General features: G+C 66.5%; 23 protein-coding genes. 9 read left to right on the plus strand and 14 right to left on the minus strand.

Annotation, left to right across the window (positions count from 1 at the left end):
* Positions 1–54: 54 nt before the first annotated feature.
* The 4 genes from ACWCOP_RS03500 to ACWCOP_RS03515 all read left to right on the plus strand — a co-directional run bounded on the left by ACWCOP_RS03500 (position 55) and on the right by ACWCOP_RS03515 (position 3,749).
* Complete coding sequence (locus ACWCOP_RS03500; protein WP_478249847.1) at positions 55–747, plus strand: TIGR04283 family arsenosugar biosynthesis glycosyltransferase; 693 nt, start codon at positions 55–57, stop codon at positions 745–747.
* Between the two features lie 34 nt (positions 748–781).
* Positions 782–1,366, plus strand: a complete 585-nt coding sequence (locus tag ACWCOP_RS03505; RefSeq protein WP_478250644.1) for a TIGR04282 family arsenosugar biosynthesis glycosyltransferase — start codon at positions 782–784, stop codon at positions 1,364–1,366.
* Positions 1,363–1,959 (plus strand): hypothetical protein, encoded by a 597-nt coding sequence (locus tag ACWCOP_RS03510; protein WP_478249848.1) that lies wholly within the window; start codon positions 1,363–1,365, stop codon positions 1,957–1,959. The genes ACWCOP_RS03505 and ACWCOP_RS03510 overlap by 4 nt, the downstream gene beginning before the upstream one ends.
* 89 nt (positions 1,960–2,048) lie before the next feature.
* Positions 2,049–3,749 (plus strand): amidohydrolase, encoded by a 1,701-nt coding sequence (locus tag ACWCOP_RS03515; protein ID WP_478249849.1) that lies wholly within the window; start codon positions 2,049–2,051, stop codon positions 3,747–3,749.
* A gap of 69 nt (positions 3,750–3,818) precedes the next feature.
* Here ACWCOP_RS03515 and ACWCOP_RS03520 read toward each other — a convergent pair whose 3' ends face one another.
* Positions 3,819–4,913 carry an alkene reductase gene (locus ACWCOP_RS03520; RefSeq protein ID WP_478249850.1) on the minus strand — a complete coding sequence of 365 codons (1,095 nt, stop codon included), beginning with the start codon at positions 4,911–4,913 and terminating at the stop codon, positions 3,819–3,821.
* A gap of 273 nt (positions 4,914–5,186) precedes the next feature.
* The gene (locus ACWCOP_RS03525; protein WP_478249851.1) at positions 5,187–6,686 is read right to left on the minus strand and encodes a UbiD family decarboxylase; all 1,500 of its coding nucleotides are present in this window, start codon (positions 6,684–6,686) and stop codon (positions 5,187–5,189) included.
* A 149-nt stretch (positions 6,687–6,835) separates the two neighbouring features.
* Here ACWCOP_RS03525 and ACWCOP_RS03530 point away from each other — a divergent pair, with 149 nt between their 5' ends.
* The 3 genes from ACWCOP_RS03530 to ACWCOP_RS03540 all read left to right on the plus strand — a co-directional run bounded on the left by ACWCOP_RS03530 (position 6,836) and on the right by ACWCOP_RS03540 (position 9,215).
* The gene (locus tag ACWCOP_RS03530; RefSeq protein WP_478249852.1) at positions 6,836–8,206 is read left to right on the plus strand and encodes a PQQ-dependent sugar dehydrogenase; all 1,371 of its coding nucleotides are present in this window, start codon (positions 6,836–6,838) and stop codon (positions 8,204–8,206) included.
* A 94-nt stretch (positions 8,207–8,300) separates the two neighbouring features.
* On the plus strand, positions 8,301–8,588 hold the full coding sequence (locus tag ACWCOP_RS03535; RefSeq protein WP_478249853.1) for a hypothetical protein: 288 nt from the start codon (positions 8,301–8,303) through the stop codon (positions 8,586–8,588).
* Between the two features lie 228 nt (positions 8,589–8,816).
* On the plus strand, positions 8,817–9,215 hold the full coding sequence (locus tag ACWCOP_RS03540; RefSeq protein ID WP_478249854.1) for a BLUF domain-containing protein: 399 nt from the start codon (positions 8,817–8,819) through the stop codon (positions 9,213–9,215).
* Here ACWCOP_RS03540 and ACWCOP_RS03545 read toward each other — a convergent pair.
* From ACWCOP_RS03545 to ACWCOP_RS03600, 12 genes are all read right to left on the minus strand, one after another.
* The gene (locus tag ACWCOP_RS03545; protein ID WP_478249855.1) at positions 9,212–10,618 is read right to left on the minus strand and encodes a serine hydrolase domain-containing protein; all 1,407 of its coding nucleotides are present in this window, start codon (positions 10,616–10,618) and stop codon (positions 9,212–9,214) included. The genes ACWCOP_RS03540 and ACWCOP_RS03545 overlap by 4 nt on opposite strands.
* Positions 10,619–10,686: 68 nt before the next feature.
* The gene (locus ACWCOP_RS03550) at positions 10,687–10,980 is read right to left on the minus strand and encodes a GNAT family N-acetyltransferase (protein WP_478249856.1); all 294 of its coding nucleotides are present in this window, start codon (positions 10,978–10,980) and stop codon (positions 10,687–10,689) included.
* A gap of 18 nt (positions 10,981–10,998) precedes the next feature.
* Positions 10,999–11,301, minus strand: coding sequence for a GNAT family N-acetyltransferase (locus tag ACWCOP_RS03555; protein ID WP_478249857.1), 303 nt, complete (start codon positions 11,299–11,301; stop codon positions 10,999–11,001).
* Between the two features lie 68 nt (positions 11,302–11,369).
* The gene (locus tag ACWCOP_RS03560) at positions 11,370–11,762 is read right to left on the minus strand and encodes a DUF2237 family protein (RefSeq protein ID WP_478249858.1); all 393 of its coding nucleotides are present in this window, start codon (positions 11,760–11,762) and stop codon (positions 11,370–11,372) included.
* A gap of 107 nt (positions 11,763–11,869) precedes the next feature.
* Positions 11,870–12,634: a sulfotransferase-like domain-containing protein gene (locus ACWCOP_RS03565; protein WP_478249859.1), complete on the minus strand. Its 765-nt coding sequence runs from the start codon at positions 12,632–12,634 to the stop codon at positions 11,870–11,872.
* Positions 12,631–13,548: an aminotransferase class IV gene (locus tag ACWCOP_RS03570; RefSeq protein WP_478249860.1), complete on the minus strand. Its 918-nt coding sequence runs from the start codon at positions 13,546–13,548 to the stop codon at positions 12,631–12,633. The genes ACWCOP_RS03565 and ACWCOP_RS03570 overlap by 4 nt, the downstream gene beginning before the upstream one ends.
* A 17-nt stretch (positions 13,549–13,565) precedes the next feature.
* The gene (locus tag ACWCOP_RS03575; RefSeq protein ID WP_478249861.1) at positions 13,566–14,339 is read right to left on the minus strand and encodes an enoyl-CoA hydratase; all 774 of its coding nucleotides are present in this window, start codon (positions 14,337–14,339) and stop codon (positions 13,566–13,568) included.
* Between the two features lie 9 nt (positions 14,340–14,348).
* Positions 14,349–15,389, minus strand: a complete 1,041-nt coding sequence (locus ACWCOP_RS03580) for an SMP-30/gluconolactonase/LRE family protein (RefSeq protein WP_478249862.1) — start codon at positions 15,387–15,389, stop codon at positions 14,349–14,351.
* Positions 15,390–15,475: 86 nt separating this feature from the next.
* Positions 15,476–16,795: a UDP-N-acetylmuramoyl-L-alanine--D-glutamate ligase gene (gene murD, locus ACWCOP_RS03585; RefSeq protein ID WP_478249863.1), complete on the minus strand. Its 1,320-nt coding sequence runs from the start codon at positions 16,793–16,795 to the stop codon at positions 15,476–15,478.
* Positions 16,796–16,829: 34 nt separating this feature from the next.
* Complete coding sequence (locus ACWCOP_RS03590) at positions 16,830–17,153, minus strand: hypothetical protein (RefSeq protein ID WP_478249864.1); 324 nt, start codon at positions 17,151–17,153, stop codon at positions 16,830–16,832.
* Positions 17,154–17,156: 3 nt separating this feature from the next.
* Positions 17,157–18,245, minus strand: coding sequence for a chorismate synthase (gene aroC / locus ACWCOP_RS03595; protein ID WP_478249865.1), 1,089 nt, complete (start codon positions 18,243–18,245; stop codon positions 17,157–17,159).
* A 114-nt stretch (positions 18,246–18,359) separates the two neighbouring features.
* Positions 18,360–18,929 (minus strand): J domain-containing protein, encoded by a 570-nt coding sequence (locus ACWCOP_RS03600; RefSeq protein ID WP_478249866.1) that lies wholly within the window; start codon positions 18,927–18,929, stop codon positions 18,360–18,362.
* Positions 18,930–19,038: 109 nt separating this feature from the next.
* Between ACWCOP_RS03600 and pdxH the strand changes: the two genes are divergently transcribed.
* Both pdxH and ACWCOP_RS03610 read left to right on the plus strand, forming a co-directional pair.
* The gene (gene pdxH, locus ACWCOP_RS03605; RefSeq protein WP_478250646.1) at positions 19,039–19,692 is read left to right on the plus strand and encodes a pyridoxamine 5'-phosphate oxidase; all 654 of its coding nucleotides are present in this window, start codon (positions 19,039–19,041) and stop codon (positions 19,690–19,692) included.
* A gap of 55 nt (positions 19,693–19,747) precedes the next feature.
* Entirely contained in the window at positions 19,748–20,590 is an 843-nt protein-coding gene (locus ACWCOP_RS03610; RefSeq protein WP_478249867.1) for a DUF1499 domain-containing protein, read from the plus strand.
* Positions 20,591–20,681: the final 91 nt, after the last annotated feature.

Consider the following 20,681-nt stretch of genomic DNA (forward strand, 5'->3'; position numbering starts at 1 on the left):
TCCGTTGACTCCCGCCCCCCTCCCGGTGCTTGTCTGGCGCCTATGAGCCGTATCGTGACCGTCATACCTGCGCTCAACGCCGCCCCGCGTCTGTCCGCCACGCTGCAAAGCCTTGCCGAGGGCGAGCGCGCGGGGTTGTGCGCCGGGTGGATCCTGGCCGATGGCGGGTCCAGCGACGCCACGGTGCGTCTGGCGCGCCAGGCCGGCTGCGCGATTCTCAGTGGAACGAAGGGGCGCGGCGCCCAGCTGGCCGCCGGGGGCGAAGCGGCGCTGGCGCGCGCCTCGCGCGGCGACTGGCTGTTGTTTCTGCACGCCGACACGGTGCTGGAGCCGGGCTGGAGCGGGCGGGCGCGCGCCTTCATGGAGGCCAACGCCGACCTGGACCGGGCGGGCTATTTCCGCTTCACGCTGGACGAGCCGGGCGCCCGCGCGCGCCGGCTGGAGCGCATGGTGGCCTGGCGCTGCAAGACCTTCGCGCTGCCCTATGGCGATCAGGGCCTGCTGATTTCAGCCGCCTTTTACGCCCGGCTGGGCGGCTACAAGCCTTGGCCTCTTTTCGAAGACGTGGATCTGGTGCGTCGTATCGGACGCCGGCGCCTCTGCGCCCTGCCGGCGCGCGCGGTGACCAGCGCAGAGCGGTTTGTCAGCGAGGGGTATCTGAAACGCTCGGCGAAGAATCTCAGCCTGCTGGCGCGCTATTATTGCGGCGACAGCCCGGAGCGGCTGGCCCGAGCTTATCGAAAATGAGCCCCTTTATGGCGAGGGCGCGCGTTTGAGGCTGGTGGTGTTCGCCAAGGCGCCTGTGATCGGCGGCGCGAAGACGCGCCTGGCCGCCGGGATCGGCAAGGTCGCCGCCTGGCGCCGTCACCGCGCCATGATGGCGGTCATCCTGCGAAAGGTGCGTGATCCGCGCTGGGAGAGCGTGCTGGCGGTGTCGCCCGACCGCGCTATCCACCGCCGCTTTCCGGGCGTGTGGCCAAAGGATATTGAGCGCACCGCTCAAGGCGGCGGCGATCTGGGCGCGCGCCAGGCGCGGGTGTTCACCGCGCCCTGTCCCACGCTGGTGATCGGGACCGACGCGCCGCAGATCACGCGCGGCGACATCGCCCGCGCCTTTGCGGCTTTAAAGCGCCATGACGCGGTGATCGGCCCGGCCGAGGATGGGGGATACTGGCTCCTGGGCCTCGCCCGCCCGGCGCCGGCAGGCTTGTTTGACGCCATACGGTGGTCGCATGGGCGCACGCGCGCCGATCTGGAAGCCCGGCTCGCCGCATTCGGGCTCTCGCGCATCGCCCGCCTAAGGCGCTTGCGCGATGTGGACCACGCAGACGATCTTGGGGCGATGAAACGGGAGGATCGAAGATGAACGCTTTCAGGATCGCCGCGGCGATGTCCACGATTTTCACAGCCGCCGCTCTGGCGGCCTGTTCGGCGGACACCGAGCCGGCGCAGCCCACCCTCTTCGGGCAGCTGTCCGCCCTGTGTGGTCAGGCCTTTGAGGGCGGCGTGGTCACGGAAGATGAGCGCGACGTCGACTTCGCCTCCCAGCGCCTCGTCATGCATGTGCGCGAATGCGAGGCGGACACGCTGCGCATCCCCTTCCATGTCGGCGAAGACCGCTCGCGGACCTGGGTCGTGACGCGGATCGAGGACGGCCGCCTGCGCCTGAAACATGATCATCGCCATGAGGATGGAAGCGAGGACGTGCTCACCCAGTATGGCGGCGAAACAGACGCCGCGGCGGCGGGCCTGAGTGCTGACTTCCCCGCCGACGAGGAAAGCCGGGCGCTGTTCGCCCGCGAGGGGATCGAGGTCTCCATGGCCAATGTCTGGACCCTGGCCCTTGACGACGACGCCTTCGTATACGCGCTAAATCGCCCGGACCGGCATTTCGAGGTGCGCTTTGATCTGACCCGTCCGGTGGCGGCGCCGCCGGCGCCCTGGGGCGCGGACGGCTGATTTTGCTAGCAAATTCAAAGAGAGAAACCGGGCGCCCTTGCCGGTGAAAAGGCTCTAGGGTTCTCGACGATATATCCAGGAGGGATTTCATGCGTAACGCCGCCGCCGCCGCCATCGCCATCACCAGCGTCTGCCTCATCGCCGCCGCCTGCGCCCCCGCCACCCAAGAGGCGCCGGCCCCGATCGCGGCGGCGGACCGGGTCTTCACCGGCGGGGTGATCCATACCGGCGTCGAGGCGGCGCCCACCGCAGAGCTGGTGGCGGTCACCGGCGGGCGCATCGTGTTCACCGGATCGGCGGCGGACGGGGCGGGCCATATCGGCCAGGCCACTGAAACCATTGATCTTGGCGGCGCGGTGATGTTTCCCGGATTCACCGACGCCCATGTCCATGTCATCGGGGTGGGCGAGCGCGAGCGCAATCTGAATCTGGAGGCCGTGGCTTCCATCACCGAGCTGCAGGCCGCGGTGGCCGGCGCTGCTGAAGACGAGACCGCGTCGGTGATTTTCGGGCGCGGCTGGATCGAGACTCACTGGCCTGAAGCGCGCTTTCCCACCGCCGCCGATCTGGACGCGGTGGAGGCGGCCCGCCCCGTGGTGCTGGTGCGCGCCGACGGTCATGCGTTGGTGGCCAACTCCGCCGCCATGGAGGCGGTGGGGATCACGGCCGCGACGCCCGACCCGGAGGGCGGCGCCATTCGCCGCGACGATGACGGAGCCGCCACCGGCATGTTCATCGACACCGCCATGGCGCCCTTCGGCGCGCTCATGGGCGAGGCGTCGATTGAGGAACGCGCCGCGCTCTATGAGCTGGGCGCCCAAGTGCTCGCGGCGTCCGGCTGGACCGGCGTGCACAATATGAGCGTCGATTTCGCCGATGTGGCGGTGATGGAATCCCTGGCCGAACAGGGCCGCCTCCCCATCCGCATCGCCAATTACGTAAACCCGGAAGGCTATGACTCCGTGGCCGCCATGGCCGGGAGCGAAAGCGTCACCGAGCCGGTGATCACGCCGGGGGTGAAATTCTACATGGACGGCGCGCTGGGTTCTCGTGGCGCGGCGCTGCTGGCGCCCTATGACGATGCTCCGGGCGAGACCGGGCTGTTTCTGTCGCGCCAGGGCCAGTCGGTGGACATGATGCAGGCCGCGCTCACCGACGGGGTGCAGCTGGCCGTCCACGCCATCGGCGACGCCGGCAATCGCCGCCTCCTGGACTGGATCGAGCAGAGCCTTGACGCCGTACCGCCGCAAGCGCGCGCCGTAACCGATCCGCGCTGGCGGGTGGAGCACGCCCAGGTGCTGGCGCCGGCGGACATTCCGCGCTTTGGCGAGCTGGACGTCATCGCCTCCATGCAGCCCAGCCACGCCATCGGCGATCTGCATTTCGCGCCCAGCCGCATCGGACTCAACCGCCTGGAGGGCGCCTATGCCTGGCGGTCGCTGGTGGAGTCCGGCGCGCTCATCGCCGGCGGCAGCGACGCGCCTGTTGAGCGCGGCGAGGCGCGCATCGAGTTTTACGCTGCCGCGGTGCGCCGCGATCTTGAGGGCTATGCCGGCGAGGGCTGGAATCTTGATCAGGCGCTGGACCGCGAGACCGCCCTGAAGCTCTTCACCGCCTGGCCAGCCTACGCCACCCGCCGCGAGGCGGAGCTGGGCACGATCGAAGTGGGCAAGCTCGCCGACTTCTCCGTCTTTGACCGCGATCTCATGACCGTGGACGAAGAGGCGCTAAGCCAGGCGCGGCCGGTGATGACCGTGGTGAACGGCGAGGTGGTCTGGCGGGCGGAGTAGGGAGCTCGCGCGGCGTTCACCGTCGCGCGCCCCCCTCCGTCCGCTTCGCGGCCGGTCGGCGGGAGAGCCCTAAGCCGCCGGCTCGTTGAGGAACGGATAGTCGGTATAGCCGTCTGCGCCGCCGCCATAGAAGGTTGATTGGTCGGGGGTGTTGAGCGGGGCGTCCTTTGCGAACCGCTCGGGCAGGTCGGGATTGGCGATGAAGGGGCGGCCATAGGCCACCGCGTCGGCGCGGTTTTCCTTGATCCGCGCTTCGCCGCTCGCCGCGGTGTGATCGCCGTTCGTGATGTAGGGGCCGGTCCACGCCTCACGCACCGCATCGAGGATGACGCGCTCTTCGACGCTGGTGTCGGCGCCGGGGAACTGCTCCACCACGTGCAGATAGGCGAGACCTAGCGGGTTCAGCGTGTCGACGGCGTGCAGGAACAGCGCTTTGGGGTCTGAGTCCGCCATGTCGTTGAACGCGCCGGTGGGCGCCAGGCGCACGCCGACGCGGTCGGCCCCGACCTCCGCAGTGACGGCCGCCATGACCTCTTTCAGGAAGCGCACCCGGTTCTTGATGGAACCGCCGTATGCGTCCTCACGCGTGTTGGAGCCGTCGCGCAGGAACTGGTCGATGAGATAGCCGTTGGCGGCGTGGACCTCCACCAGATCGAAACCTGCTTCGCGGGCGCGCCGTGCGCCGTCGGCGAAGTCGGCGATGGTCTGGTCGATATCGGCCTTGGTCATGGCGCGGGGCTCGGAGGTGTCTTCAAACCCGCTTTCCGTGAAGGTCTTGGCGTTCGCACGCTTGGCTGACGGAGCCAGCGGCTGCGCACCGCCCGGGAGCAGCGAGCTATGGCTGATCCGGCCCACATGCCAGAGCTGCAGGGCGATCCGGCCGCCGGCTTCATGGACAGCGTCGACGATCTCGCGCCACGCCTCGGTCTGGGCGTCGGTGTGGATGCCGGGCGTGTCCTTATAGCCCTTGGCCATTTCGCTGACCTGGGTCGCTTCTGTGATGATGAGTCCGGCCGAGGCGCGCTGGGCGTAATAGGTTTTCGCCAGCGGGGCGGGCACGCCGTCAGGCAAAGCGCGGTTGCGCGTCAGGGGCGCCATGAACACGCGGTTGCGGGCGGTGATCGCGCCCAATTTCAAGGGGGACAGAAGAGTTTCAAAGGCCATGTTGGGCTCCGGATTTACGATCCGCAGAGAATGCTGCACCGCACACATGGGGAGGCGCGGGCGCGATCATAGCCCGCCACTGTGGACGGGAGGGACAGGGCGCGTTTCCGCAGGGGAAGGGATGGGGCGTGGCCCGATACACTTTCACCCTGAATTCCCTGACAAGCCCAAAGAGCAAAGAACCGGGACCTGTTTCATCATCAATCCTGAGACAGGTCCCGGGTCCGCTTCGCGGCCCGGGAATTCATGATCTGGAGTTCGTGGGGCTGACGCCTAAAGCCCCAACTCGCCCCACATGGCGTCCACCTTGTCGATAATCTCCTGTTCCATGAACAGCTTCTCGCCCCATTCTCTTGTGGTTTCGCCGCCGGTCTTGTTGGTGGCGTCCAGGCCGATTTTCGAGCCGAGGCCGGAGACCGGCGAGGCGAAGTCCAGGTAATCGATGGGGGTGTTCTCGATCATCACCGTGTCGCGGGCCGGATCCATGCGGGTGGACATGGCCCACATGACGTCTTTCCAGTCGCGGGCGTTGATGTCGTCGTCCACCACAATGATCCACTTGGTGTACATGAACTGGCGCAAGTAAGACCACGCGCCCATCATCACGCGCTTGGCGTGGCCGGGATAGGCCTTCTTCATGCTGATCACGGCGATGCGATAGCTGCACCCTTCCGGCGGCAGCCAGAAGTCTGTAATCTCGGGAAATTGCTGGCGCACCAGCGGGATGAACACCTCGTTGAGGGCTTCGCCCAGCACGCTCGGCTCGTCAGGCGGGCGCCCGGTGAAGGTGGTCAGATAGATGGGATCTCGGCGCATGGTGATGGCGCTGATCTTGAAGACCGGGAAGCGCTCCACCGAGTTGTAATAGCCGGTGTGGTCGCCATAGGGGCCTTCGGGGCCGTCCTCGTCGAGCATGACATGGCCCTCGATGACGATCTCGGCCTCGGCGGGCACTTTCAGCGGCACGGTCTTGCAGGGCACGAGCTCCGCCTTGCGCCCGCGCAAGAGCCCCGCGAACTGGTATTCGCTCAGCGTATCAGGCACCGGCGTGACGGCGGCCAGGATGGTGCCGGGATCGGCGCCCAGAACGGCGGCGGCGGGCAGGGGTTCGGGCCGTGAATCCTTCCAGCGCTGATAGTGCTGCGCCCCGCCGCGATGCTTCAGCCAGCGCATGAGCGTTGTGTTTTTCGACAGCTTCTGCATCCGGTAGATGCCGAGATTGAAATCGTCCTCCTTGGCGTCCGAGGGGCCTTTTGTGACCACAAGCGGCCAGGTGATCAGCGGCGCCGGCTCGCCCGGCCAGCAGCCCTGGATGGGCAGGCGGTCCAGATCGATGTCATCGCCCTGAAGCACGATCTCCTGGCACGGCGCCTTGCGCACGGTCTGAGGCCGCATGCTCATGACAGAGCGGGCGATGGGCAGCATCTCCATGGCGTCGCGAAAGCCGCGCGGAGGCTCCGGCTGACGCAGGAAGGCGAGAAGCTCGCCCACCTCGCGCAGATCGGCGGCGGTCTTGCGTGGCTCGCCGCCAAGCGTCACCGCCCGCGCCACGCGCTCCACCGTGCCGAACAGATTGGCCAGCGCCGGCATTTCGCTCTTGCGGCCGTCTTCGTGCACCGGGTTTTCAAACAGGACCGCCGGGCCTTTTTTGGCCAGCAGCCGGGTCTGGATCTCGGTCATTTCCAGATGGGTGGAGACCGGACGCGAGACGCGTTTGAGATCGCCCTCAGCTTCCAGCTGCTCCATGAAGTCCCGCAAGGATTTATAGGCCATTCGCGCTCTCCCTTCGCCGACCGGGAAACTAGGCCGGCGCGGGGCTCCCGCCAAGCGCAAGTCAGCCGCACGCACCGCTGGCCGGAACCCGGCGGCGCGCGGCCGTGTTTAGCCAGCACTGTGATCAGCCCGAGACGGGGAGAATATCCATGCGTGCAATCCTGCTTTCCGCGACCATATTCAGCGCGTGCGCCTGCACGCCTCCGCCGGCGACGGAGCCCGGCGAGAGCGAAGCTGAGGATCTGCAGCCGGCCCCCGCCCAAGCGCCCACCGATACAGACTCCGGTCTTGAGATCGCCGCCGCCAGCGCCGATAGTGCTTCACAGGAGAATGGAGCGGACGCGAACTTGGAGTCTGGCGCGGCCATGTCCGATGGCGCGGACGCGCGCTCGGTGGACTTCGGCGAACGCAACGTGCCCGAATTCGAGCCCGCTTTTGAAAACCAGACCCGGGCGCCGCTTCCCGACGCGACTCATGACTGGACCGCAGAAACGGTGGGCGAGGGGCTGGGCGAAGTCTGGGGCTTCACCTTCCTGCCCGACGGCGACATACTCCTGAATAAGAAGTCGGGCACGATGCACGTGCTCTCCGACGGCGAGGCCTCCGACGCCCTTACCGGCCTGCCGGAGATCGACACCGACGATCAGGGCGGCCTGCTCGACGTTGAGCTGGATCCCGATTTCGCCGACAACCGGCTGGTCTATTTCAGCTACGCCGAACCGCGCGGAGAGGGCGAGAACGGCACCGCCGTGGCCCGCGCCCGCCTGAGCGAGGACCGCAGCGCGCTGGAGGATCTGGAAGTCATCTTCCGCCAAGAGCCCAGCTGGGAGTCCGGCAAGCATTTCGGCTCGCGCCTGGTGTTCGCGCAGGACGGCACGCTCTACGTCACGCTGGGCGAACGCTCGCTACCCGAGCCGCGCCAGCTGGCCCAGGACCCCACCAACCATATCGGCGCGGTGGTGCGCATCAATCGCGACGGGAGCATCCCCGACGATAATCCGTTCGTGGGAAGCGACGAGGGCGCGGACGCGGTCTACGCCTACGGCACCCGCAACATCCAGGCGGCGGCTCTGGGGCCGCAGGGGCGGCTCTGGGAGATCGAGCATGGCCCGGCCGGCGGCGACGAGCTCAATCTCATCGAGGCAGGCGGCAATTACGGCTGGCCGGTCGTGGGCTATGGCGAGCAGTATGACGGCACGCCCCAGCACGAGAACACCCAGGCCGACGGCATGATCCAGCCGGTCTATTACTGGGACCCGGTCATCGGACCGTCGGGCATGATCGTCTATTCCGGCGACCGGTTTGAACACTGGCGCGGCGACATCTTCGTGGGCGGGCTGGTGACCGAAGACGTGGTCCGCCTGACGCTGGAGGACGACCGCGTCACCGGCGAGGAGCGCCTGGAGATGGACGGCCGCATCCGCGACGTGGTCCAGGGTCCGGACGGGGCGATCTATGTCTCCGACGAGAGCAACGGCACGATCCTGCGCATCGCGCCCGGCGACACCGGCGCCAGGTAGAGTGCGCTCGCGACCATCGCCCGTTGTGCACCGGGGCGCCGACGGCGGCGCCCCGGGCCTTGGAACGGGCCTGCGGAGACAACGCGTAACAGCTATGTCGCTCCTCTATCAAATCCTCGGCGCGTTGCTGGTCCTGTTCGGACTGCCGCTGTTCTGGACGCCTATTCCCATTGGGCTGATCATGATCGCGTCTGGACTCGCGCTGATCATTTCCAATTCCAATGCGGCGCGCGAATGGGTGCGCACCCAGCGCCTGAAGCATCCTCGCTTTGACGCCTGGCTGCACCAGGCCGAGGCGCGTGTGCCCCATCCCTTCGACCGCATCCTGAAGCAGACAGAGGCGCGGCGGGCCGGCGCCAGCGAGGACGACGAATCCCTTTGAGCGGACGGTGAAGGAGGGAGATGCGGCGCCCTGCGATCAATGTCTGCTCGCCACGCTGATTAAGCAGTTCCTGAACCAGTTCAGTTACTCTATATAAAAAATGGGACATAGCTTGTGGCGTCATGAGCTTATCTCCCTGTGAGCAAAGCCTTACGGGCCGATCGATGAACCTCGATCGGCCCGTTTTTTCCAGCGCTTCGTGCGCGCAGAAGATGCGAGGAATAGGCCATGCTTCTTGTTCGTTCGCTCTATTACAGCGACGCGGCGCTATCCAGCGTCGGCGATATCGACGCCATTCTGGACACCGCCCGGCGCCGCAACGCCGAGCTGAATATCACCGGCGTGCTTATCATCGACCGGGGCCGATTCCTGCAGGTCCTGGAAGGCGGGCGCGAAGCGGTGAGCAGCCTGATGCTGCGCATCGCAGCTGACCCGCGCCATTGCAATATGAGGATCGCCGATTTCGCCGAGGTGAGCGAGCGGCGCCACCACACCTGGTCGATGGGTTATGTGGACGCCGAGACCTGCCTATCGCCGGTGCGCCTGACACAGTTCGACTCCGCCCCGGCGGATTCGCTTTATCGCCAGGTCGAATACTATCTGGCGCAACCTCAGTACGCCGCCTAGGGCGCGCCGCCGCCGACTTCGCGATCGATGGCGGGCCCGCTTTCAGAGGCCTGCTCAGGTTCGCTGTCGCGCTTTGCTGCGACGACGGCGTTGGCCAGATCAACGGCGCCGTCGGACTGATAATTCGTTGCGCCCAAGCGCACCACCACCAGGCGTTCACTTGGAATGACGAAGGCGTACTGGCCCTGAAAGCCGTTCATGATGACCGTGCCTTCGGGCAATCCGGTCTCGTACATCCAGAAGCCCGCGCCGTAATCGCCGTCCGAGCCCGGCGTAGGCGCGCTGACATAGTCGATCCAGTCATCGGGGATGAGCTGCGTTCCGTCCGGCGCGCGGCCGTCGTTGATGTAGAGCTGACCCAGCCGCGCCCAGTCGCGGGCGCTGGCGTACCCATAGCTGGACCACATGAGGGTGCCGGCCTCGTCGGGCTCCAGAATCGTGTGGTTCATGCCCAGAGGCTCCAGAAGCCAGGCCGTCAGCGTCTGGATTCTGGCCGCCGGGGTCTCGCCCAGAAACAGCTCCAGCGCAGATCCGGCCAGCACGGTGTTGCCTGACTGATAGTCCCAGCGCTCGCCGGGCGCGGCGATCTGCTCTCGCGTCGCGGCGAAGGCCGTCATATCGCTCTCGGTGAACAGCATGTCGGAATTGGGGTCGGTGCCGTCATTGCCCTCATAGCCGGCCAGCCCGCCGGTCATGCGCAACAGATCGTCCACCGTGATCTCCGGGCGCCCGGCTGCGGCCAGCGCGGGCACCTGGCCCTCGGCCATGACGTCGATCAGTCCGCGCTCTGTCAGTACGCCGGCGAGCGTGGCGGCGAGCGATTTGGTCATGGACCAGCCATGGAGCGGGCTCTGGGCCGTGACGCCGTCGGCGTAGCGCTCCGCTACAAGGCGGCCGTCATGGAGCACGGCGACCGCCAGCGTGTTGCGGCCGTCCTCAGTGAAGGCGGCGTCCAGGGCGGCGGTGAGGGCGGCGGGGTCGAAATTCGCCTCGCGGTGTGCGGCGTCGAGATCCATGGCGTCGCGCGCGCCAGACAGCGGCGCGGCGGCGTTGCTGTCGAAATCGGGCGAGCCATGCACCAACGTGCAGCCAAGCCCGTCGCGGTGGATCGCCGTCTGTCGCCAGAAAAGGCCCAGAACCCCGGCGGTGACCTCGCCGGTTTCATAGTCGATATCGGTGGAGACCAGATCAGCCACATCGCCCAGCAATGGATCCAGATAAAGCGCCCGGGCGCGGTTCGCGTCGAGGCCGGAGACGAAGGCGAGCGAGCAAGTCTGCTTGGCGGTGATGCCGGTCCCGCTGGGCAGGTAGATGCGGCCAAGCGTGGAAGTGTTCAGATACACAAGCCCCGCGCCGATGGCGACGGCGAGCACGCCGGCGGCGCCCAGCAGAATCTTCTTCATGGATGTCCTCCCCCTGAAGGGAGGGAAGATCACGGCGTTACGGCCCGCAGGTCAAGGGGCGTGGAGCGTTACCGGCTCAGCACGTCCTGCCATTCGGGGTGTCTGTGGATCTGCGCTTTTGTGAAGGGGCAGAGCGGCACGATCTTCACGCCGCGCTCGCGGCTGTCGACGACGACCCGCTCCACCAGCGCCTTGCCCACGCCCATGCCGCGCCATTCATCGGGCACGGCGGTGTGGTCGACGATGATCAGAGTCGCACTGACGATGGAGTAGGTGAGTTCCGCTTCCGGTTTGTCCGGCGCGGCGGCGACATAGCGGCCCTTTGTGTCGCCGCGTTCCTCGGTGATTTCAAAATCGGCCACGCCGCTCCCCCCTTCGTGTCAGGCCGGCCCGCGCCAGTCTGGATCGAGTACGTCCTGCAGATCCGGCGTGCGGTCGATCTTGATCTTCACATAGGGGCATTGCGGAATCACTTTCCAGCCTCGCGCCCGGGCGTCAGCCACCGCGCGCATGATGAGTTTGGCCGCAGCACCGTGACCGCGCAAGGCCGGCGGGGTGTAGGTGTGGTCGATCACCATCCGGTCATTGATCACCACATAAGTCAGCTCGCTCTCGCCGCCCTCCTGTTTCAGGACATAGCGGCCGCGCAAATCGTCACGGTGTTCGGTGATCTCTTCGGTCATGGGATGCTCTCCTTCATGCCGGGTGCTGAAGCGCCAACCCGAAGCGGGGCCCTAAGGTTTCATGGCGCTCACACGGCGAAGGCCTGCAGCGCCTCCAGGGGGACGATCTGCAGCGTGCGGGCGTGGCAGGCTTCCAGCTTCACCCGCGGCGCGCTGCCCGCTTCATAGGCTTCAAGCCAGCGCGCGGCGCACAGGCACCAGCCGTCGCCGGGTTTGAGGCCCGCAAAGCCGTACTCGGGGCGCGGCGTGGACAGGTCATTGCCGCGGCTGGCGGTGAACGCCAGGAAATCCTCGGTCATCACCGCGCACACGGTGTGCACGCCTGCGTCCATGGCGTCGGTGTTGCAGCACCCGTCGCGGTAAAATCCAGTGACCGGATCGCTTCCGCACACGGCCAGCGGCCCGCCGAGCACGTTCTTCGCGCCCGATCCGCCGCCGCCTGAACTTTCATCAAAGGGCATGGTTCAAATCCTGATCGTCTTGCGATGGACCCGGCGTTGCGCCGGGCTCATCAGTAAAGCACATAGAGAGCTTGGTGCAGGCGCCAAGGCGCGGCTGAACCCGCGTCTCAGCCGGCGGGCGAGAGTTTTCGCGCTCTCAACGCCTTATAGGCCGGCCTGCAGGCGGCGATCACCGGGGCAAGCTCCGGCGGCGCGGGGTGGGGCGTTTCACGCGGCGCCGCGAACCCGGTGGAAGCCTCCACCCGCCCATACCAGTGCTCGGCCCACGGCCCGTCGCTCGTCCGCCGCCCAGCGGGCCAGGACAGCATGGATCGCGTGAAATCGATCTCCAGCGCGTCGCAGACCGATTGGAGCATCCGTTCAGGATCGGCGAGCACGTCCGCGCCCTCCACCACGGGCCAGTCGCGCCCTGTGATCGCGGCGATATGGTCATAGAGCCGCAACTGAGCTTGCGCACCCAGATCCTCGGCGCTCACCGAGGCCATGGTGGCGTACCAGCTGGCGGCCACCTGGGCGGGATCGCGGATCAGGAAGAGATGGCGGCATTTCGCCGTCCAGCTCAAATCCAGGCCCGGCAGCATGTGCTGGCACATATGCTTTTGAAAAAACAGCGCCTGACCGCCGGGCGCCGGTCCGGCGCAGGTGGCGGCGATCTGGTCGGGATCTGTCGGCCAGGCGGCCAGCGTCTCCTCGCGGCCGGGGTGATCAAGGCCCGTGGCGGCGAGATAATACCCGTAGAACGGCTCGTCCCAGACCGCACAGTCGCCGCGTGCTTCAAAGCTGCGCATGGTGGCCGTGGAGATGTTGCGCGGTCCCGACCAGAGACAGATCCGCACGCTTTCACGTTCAGGCGCGGTCACCGGTGCGGTCACGCCCGCACCTCGCGGGCGATGCGCTCGGCGTAGAGCTTCTGCAGGCGCTCCACCATGGGGCCGCGCCCGGCGCTGATGGCGCGTCCGTCGATCTGTGTCACCGGGGCGAGCCCGGCGAAGGTGCCGGTGATGAAGGCTTCTTCGGCCGAATAGACTTCGGTGAGTGAGAAATTCTTCTCAAACACCGGAATCCCCGCCTCGCGGCACAGCTCTATCACCATGGCGCGGGTGATCCCCGACAGGCAGTAATCGCCGGTGGAAGTCCACACCTCGCCCTTCCTCACGATGAAGAAATGGGTCGAGTTGCACGTCGCCACGAAGCCGTGGGGGTCCAGCATCAGCGCCTCGTCCGCGCCGGCCTTGGTCGCCTGGATGCAGGCGGTGATGCAGTTGAGCTTTGAATGGGAGTTGAGCTTGGGGTCCTGCACGTCCGGGTGGCCGCGGCGCACATGGACGGTGAACAGCGACAGGCCCTTGCTGGCGGTTTCCGGCTGCGGCGTCTTCCATTCGGGAATGATCACCACGGTGGCCGGCGAGATCGTCACGCGCGGATCCTGATAGGGCGTCGCCTTGATCCCGCGCGTCACCATGAGGCGGATATGCACGCCTTCGCCGGCGGTCATGGCGTTGGCTTCGAGGGTCTCGTAAAGCGCCTCGGTGAGCTGCTCGCGCGTCAAGGCGATATCCATGTCGATGGCCTTGGCGCCTTCGAACAGGCGATCCAGATGCCGGTCCAGAAACGCGATCGCGCCGTCATGGACGCGCAAGCCCTCCCACACCCCGTCGCCCAGGATGAAGCCGGAATCAAAGACGGAAATCTTCGCCTCGTCGCGCGCGAACAATTCGCCATTGATCCAGATGCGGATCGACGCGTTGCGCGGATCGTCCAGATAGGCGTGCGCGCCCTTGCCCATGTCAGCGCCCCTTCGCTTCAGCCGAACTTTGAAAAGTCCGGCGCGCGGCGCTCCATGAAGGCGGTGGCCGCCTCCTTGAATTCATCCGAGCCCAGCTGTCCGGCGAACAGAGCGCCTTCACGCTCGATCCGGTCGGAGAGGTCCTCGGCTGGCTGATTTATCAGCATTTTGGCGGTCTTCACCGCGCCCGGCGCCAGGCCTGCGAGCTTCTGGGCGATGGCGGTCACCTGAGCCTCGAAATCTTCTTGGGCCAGAACGCCGGTGATCAGGTTTTTCGCCGCAGCTTTCTCCGCGTCCCATTTTTCGCCCAGCAGCAAGAGCTCGCTGGCCACCACCCGTCCCACGCTGCCCGGCAGAAGCTGACTGGAGCCAAATTCCGGCGCCAGCGCCAGGTTTACGAAAGGTGTGGAGAAGATCGCGCGCGGGCTGGCGTATGCGAGATCGCAGTGCAGCAGGAGCGTCGTGCCGATGCCCACCGCGAGGCCGTCCACGGCCGCGATGACGGGCTTTTCACACGCCATGAGCGCGCGCATGAAGCGCTCCACCGGGGGCATGTCGCCGCCGCCGATATGGGGCGGGGCCTCCATGAAATCCACCAGGTCATTGCCGGCGCTGAACACGCCGCCGGACCCTGCGATGATCACCACACGCACATCGTCGGTGTTGGCGGCCTCCAGCGCGTCGGCCATGGCGGAGTACATGGGCCGGGTGATGGCGTTCTTCTTGCCCGCGCGGTTAAAGCGGATCGTGCGGATGCGGGTGTCGTCTAAAACCTGAATATCGTCGGTCATGAAGCTCTCTTATGCGTCGCGCGGGCAGATCAGCACGTGGCTGTCGAACACCGCGCCGAGGATCAGCGCGCCGGGGACGGGCGTGGCGACGGAAATAGAATCGATCGCCGTGCCGTCATTGTAGAAAATCGTTTCCCACGCGCCGGTCTCGGGGTCCACCCGTACCGCCTGGCTGGGCGCGCGCTCGGCCGGATCGCTCTGGTGGGCCAGGAAGGAAAACACCTCGCTATTGCCGCCGATATAGAGCGCACCGTCTTCGCCGAGCTCGATATTATCAAGGCCCAGGGGCACGCGGTGCTTCGCCCGGCGGGTCAGATCGCCGGTGTCGGGATCGCGGTCATAGACGAAGACTTCGCGCCCCAGGAAATTGGAGGCGTAGGCGGTCTCTCCGTCAGCGCTCACCTGGATGCCGTTGGCGTAGACCAGACCGCCCGCGGCGATGCGCCCGACCTCGCCGTCAAACTGGGCGATTGTGGCCAGCGGAATGCCGAAAAACGCTTCGATATAGCCCAGCGGGGTAGGGCCGAACCGGCTGTCATTGGTGCTGTAGAAGCTCTCCGGACCCGTCGCCGCCACATCATTGGGCGAGCGCACCGCCGGATCGGTGACCGTGCGTACATGGGACAGCGTCCCGTCCGCGCCGATGTCGAAGATCAGGATCTGATGGCCCGACGCCGGGTGGGACACCACGAACAGGCGCGCGGTCTCCCCGTCGCGATAAAGGCTGATGCCGTGGGGGCGAAAGTCCGCCGGCGTGTCCGTGCTCACCAGCCTGACGGTGTTCTGAGGGTCTGCGAGATCAAAGGTGTAGATGCCGTTTCGCGGGTCCATCTCTTCGCTGCGCCGCTCCATGGCGGAGACGAAGACCAGCCCCGTGGCGGCGTCATGGACCACGTCTTCGGTACCCGGCGCGATCTCCACCGCCTGACAGGCGGCGATGTCGGTGGGCTCAGGATCGGTGAGCGCGCCGGTTGCAGGAATAACGATATAGGCCAGCCGCGCCCCGGCGATCACCAGAACCAGCGCGAGAATCCCAAACACGATGCGCATACACCCCTCCCGTTTTGTTGAGGTGGAGCCTAGGACCGGGGAGGGGAGAGCGGCAAGCCGCGAGTTCGCGCTGGACGAAGGCGGGCTTATCCTTGCGCCTTCGCCGCCGCCGTGAAGGCCGCGCCGCGCTCCACATAGCTTTCAAAGGCTTTTGCTCGCGGGGCGGCGGGACTCAGGAGCACCACGCCGCCGTCGGGCAGGGCGTTTCGCGCTTCGCCCACGGCGTCGGCCACGTCCGGTACGCTGCGCGTCACGTGTCCAAGCGGCGTGTCCCTGAAGGCCTCAACCACCCGCGCGCCATTATCGGCCAGCGCCAGGATCGCGCGAATATGCGCCGCATCGGCAAGGCGGTCGGCGAGCCAAGCATAGTCCTGCTCGCGGTCCTCGCCGCCCAACAGCAGCACCAGGGGCGACGCCTTGAAGGCGTCCACCGCGAAGGCGGCGGCTTCGGGCGTGGTGGCGAGCCCGTCATCCACATAGCGCACGCCGTGCGCCTCATGGACGGTCTGCAGCCTGTGGGGCAGGCCGTTAAAATCGCTCAGTGTCTCGAAGGCGGCGCGGGCGTCATATCCCAGCGCCTCGATCAGGGCGAGGCCGGCGCAGGCGTTCAGCGCGTTGTGATCGCCGGGTAGCACGCCGATGCGGCCCCAACGCGCCTCGCCGCGCCATACCGCGCCGTCGCGGGCGTGGAACCCGTCTTCGCGGCCGAACCAGATGCGGTTGGGCTGAGCCCCGAATTGCTCGATCAGGCGCGGATCGCCGGCGTTCATCACGCCCGGCGCATTGGGATCAAGCCGGGCCAGGCGGGACTTATCAGCGCGGTAGCGCTCGGCCCCCTTGTGCCAGGGGGCGTGGTCGGCCAGCAGGTTGAGGAAGATGAAGGCGTCCGGCGCGTGGACCAGATCGGCGATCTGATAGCTTGAAAGCTCAAGCACGATCAGCGCGGCGTCTTTGGGAGCCAGCAGCGCGGGATCGCCGATATTGCCCGCCAGCGCCGCCTTCACGCCGAGGCCCAGAAGCATGTGATGGGTGAGCGCGCTGGTGGTGCTCTTGCCCTTGGTGCCGGTTATGGCGACGACGCGTTGGGCCTTCGGTTTCAGCTCGAAGAACAGATTGGTCTGGCTGGTGAGCGTGGCGCCGGCTTTCAGCGCCGCGTCCAGCCGCGGATCATACAGCGAGACGCCGGGGCTCTTCACAATCAGCGGACGATCAGCCTTGCCGCAGGCGCGCGCCAGCTCATCCTCGCCGATCCAGGTCACGCCGTCGGGCAGGTCCTGGGGCTCGCGCGCGTCCACCACCACCAGCGGCAGGCCCGGCGCCGTGCCCAGGGCCAGCGACAGCACGGCCCGGCCCTCGCGGCCATAACCCCAGATGAAAACGGCGTCGTGATCGGAGAAGTGGGTCATGGGGGCTCTCGCAAATTGGCAAGGTCCGCGCGGCTCAGGCGATTTTTGGGCCAATGACGGCGAAAAGCGCAAATCCGAACACGCCGCAAAGGAAATAGTTCAAATCGGTGATCGCGCTTACTGCACCAGTGACAACCGCAATTGCTACGCAGAACGCGGCTCGTTCTCTTAACACGGCCAGCGCAAATATGGATGCGGCGGATAAGGCGGATAAATACGAAGCTGTAAGTGCAATGAAGAGATTTTGATCCCTCATGGCAAACAGCATGAACAGGCTGGCAAGCTGAGGCGGCACCGCCATCCACAGGCATTTGACGAGTAAATCTTTGTACGAAGTTGTTGTGGCTGCGCGTTGCATTTTTTAAATCCGCGCTGCGGCGGCGCGCAGCTTGTGGTCGGCGAGCACAAGCGCCGCCATGGCTTCGGCCACCGGCACGGCGCGGATGCCGACGCATGGATCGTGGCGGCCCTTGGTGGAGACGGTGGTGGGTTGCAGATCCTTCTTCAGGGTCTCGCGCTCGATCCGGATGGAGCTGGTGGGCTTGATCGCCACACGGATCACCAGATCCTGCCCGGTGCTGATCCCGCCCAACACGCCGCCATTATGGTTGGAGCGAAAGGCGGGCTTTCCGGCGTCCAGATACATCTCGTCGGCGGCGTCTTCGCCGTGCAGCGCGGCGGCGTCCAGCCCCGCGCCGATTTCCACGGCCTTGGCGGCATTGATGCTCATCATGGCGCTGGCGAGATCGGCGTCGAGCTTGCCGTAGACCGGCGCGCCCCAGCCGGCCGGAACGCCGGAAACCACGCACTCCACCAATGCGCCCACCGAACTTCCGGCCTTGCGCACGGCGTCCATATCCATGGCCCAGGCTTCGGCGGTTTCGGCGTCGGGGCAGAAAAAGTCGTTGCGGTCCATCTGGTCCCAGTCCCAGCGCGCGCGGTCGATCTTGCGCGCGCCGATCTGGATCAGCGCGGCGCGGATCGCGATGTCCGGCCCCAGCACCTTGCGGGCGATCGCCCCGGCGGCGACGCGGGCTGCGGTCTCGCGCGCGCTGGAGCGTCCGCCGCCGCGATAATCGCGCACGCCGTACTTGGCGTCATAGGTGTAATCGGCGTGGCCCGGCCGCCAGGTGTCGCGAATGTCCGAATAATCCTTGGAGCGCTGATCGGTGTTCTCGATCATCAGCGAGATCGGCGCGCCGGTGGTCACCTGGCCGTTGGTGCGCTCGTCTTCGAACACGCCGGAGAGAATCCGCACCACATCGTCCTCGCGGCGCTGGGTCACATGCCGCGACTGGCCGGGCTTACGCTTGTCCATGAAGGGCTGGATGTCGGCTTCGGTCAGCGCGATCCCCGCCGGACACCCGTCCACCACGCAGCCCAGCGCCGGTCCGTGGCTTTCGCCCCAGGTGGTGAAGCGGAACAGGTGACCGAAGCTGTTGTGAGACATGGGGTTCGCCGTTTCAGATCGTGATGCGGCGCACCATAGGGCGCTCCGGCGATCCCGTCACGCGGCGCGCTAGACTGCGCCGCGCCCTCTCGCTCTTAGAAGCCGGCTTCGCCGCTACGCCGCGCCGCGGCGGGCCCAGCTCACCAGGCGCGCAGCGGGGCTCTTTTTCACGAAGGCGTCGTAGAAGCCTTTGAGCACGCCGCCGGCCTCCTCGGCTTCGGCGCGGGCGGCTTGCTCGGCGAAGTTCTGCGCCCTGGCTTCGCGCGAGCGCCGTTCAGCCTCGCCAGCGGACAGGTCTGCGTCCACCATCTTGTCGCGGACATGGATGTAAACCCGCCACAGCGGGTCGCCGATCGGGGTGAGGACGGTTCCCGTCTTCACCGCTACGGGCAGGCGCACCATGGCGTCGCGATCATCGATCTTGATGGTGCGCAGCCCGCCCTTTCGGGCTTGCTCTGGCGTGATCTCCAGATCAAAGCGGCGCGGGGCGTAAATCTGCAGCACCTCATAGGCTTTCAGCAATCGCTGCAATTTGCCCATGAGCCTGGGATCATCGCCGGCGGTGTCGGGGTGAACCTGCTTGATGAGCGCGCGAAAGCGCGCGCGGACTTCGGTGAAGTCCTCGTCGCCCTGAAGGCCGAAAGCCTTGTACGCGGCCAGTATCGCTTGCGGATTCCCACTCATGGCCGACATTTTACAGGCAGTGAGGTTTTCGAAAGGTTGATCGCTTGAGCCGCCCCTCTAGTTTGCGCGCACAAGCGATGCAGGAGGCGATGCGTTGAGCGGCAAGGACATTATTCCGCCGACCCCGGACGAGGCCCATTACGCCGAGCAAGGCGGAGGCGAGCCGGAGGATATTTTCGCCCGCGAGGACCCCTTCGCCCTGTTTGAAGACTGGATGGCGGCGGCTGGAAAATCCGAACCCAACGATCCCAACGCCATGGCGCTGTCCACCGCGAACGCGGACGGCTTTCCCGATGTGCGGATGGTGCTTCTAAAAGGCGTCGATAAGGACGGGTTCGTCTTCTACACCAATACTGAAAGCGCCAAGGGCGTGCAGCTGGGCGAAAATTCGCGCGCGGCGCTGTGCTTTCACTGGAAATCGCTGCGCCGTCAGGTGCGGGTGAGGGGTGTGGTCTCGCAGGTTTCGCAGGACGAAGCCGACGCCTATTACGCCAGCCGGGCGCGCGACAGCCGCATCGGCGCCTGGGCGTCGAAGCAGAGCCGGCCGCTGGAAAGCCGCTTTGCGCTGGAGAAGGCCGTGGCCGGCTATGCGGCGAAGTTCAATGTGGGCGAGATTCCGCGCCCTGGCTTCTGGACAGGGTTTCGCATCGCGCCGCTCCACATGGAATTCTGGCGCGACCGCGCGTTCCGCCTGCACGACCGCATGGCGTTTGACCGCACCGACGCGCAGGCGCGATGGACGGTCACACGGCTGTATCCGTAGCACGCTTTAATATAGCTTATTCAAGCAATGAGGCTAAAAGCCGGGGGAACGCGCCATGGAAAGTATTTTCAGAACCATTCGTCATTTGATCGTGGGCGCGGCCGCGACCGCTGCGATCGGGGTCCCGCTGTGGTTCGTGATCACCGCGTTCGGCGGCAAGTACGGGCTCTGGACGCCGCTTGAGGCGTTCCGCCACGTGCTCATAACGGCGGGACTTCCCGGCTTTGGCGGCGGGTTTCTGCTGCCGCTGACCGCCGGGCTCGGCGCCGTCGCGCTCATCGTGGCGGTGGCGTTCCGCCTGGTGTTCGGGGCGAAGAACGCGCCGGGGCCGGGCGGGTATGTGGCCGGCGTGGCCGCGCTCGTCGTCGGGCTTGCGCCCATGGGAATGATCGCGGCGGCCGCGGACTCCCGCGGCGATATTCCGCCGATCCACGACATCAGCACCGATACCGCAAACCCGCCGCAATTCACCCAGTCGCTCATTGACCGTCGCGAGCAGGACGGCGCGCGCAATTCGGTGGATTACGCCAGTAAGACAAACCCCGCCGACGGCCGGCCTCTTCCGGAGGTCCAGGCCGAGGCCTACCCTGAGGTTCAGCCGGTCATGCTGCCGGTGACGCCTGATCTCGCCTACCAGGCCGCGTTGGAAGTCGCCCGGGAAATGGGCTGGACGGTGTCCACCGCCTCTGAAGACGCGATGATGTTCGAGGCCACCGCCACCAGCTTCTGGTTCGGTTTCAAGGACGATATCGTCGTCCGCATCACGCCGGCCGAGGACGAGAGCGGCGCCCGTGTGGACGCCCGCTCGGTGAGCCGCGTGGGAACCAGCGATCTTGGCGCCAACGCCGCGCGCCTGGAGGCGTTCGCGCAAAATCTGAGCTCCAGCGTCACAGGCTAGAGGCCCCATTTCAGCCCGGTGAAGGGCGGTCCGGGACCTGGACGCGGCACGGCGTGAACGCACCCGCCTTGTGGCCGGGGTTGGCCGCGGC

The organism is Apolloniradiicaulis salifontis (assembly GCF_053756655.1).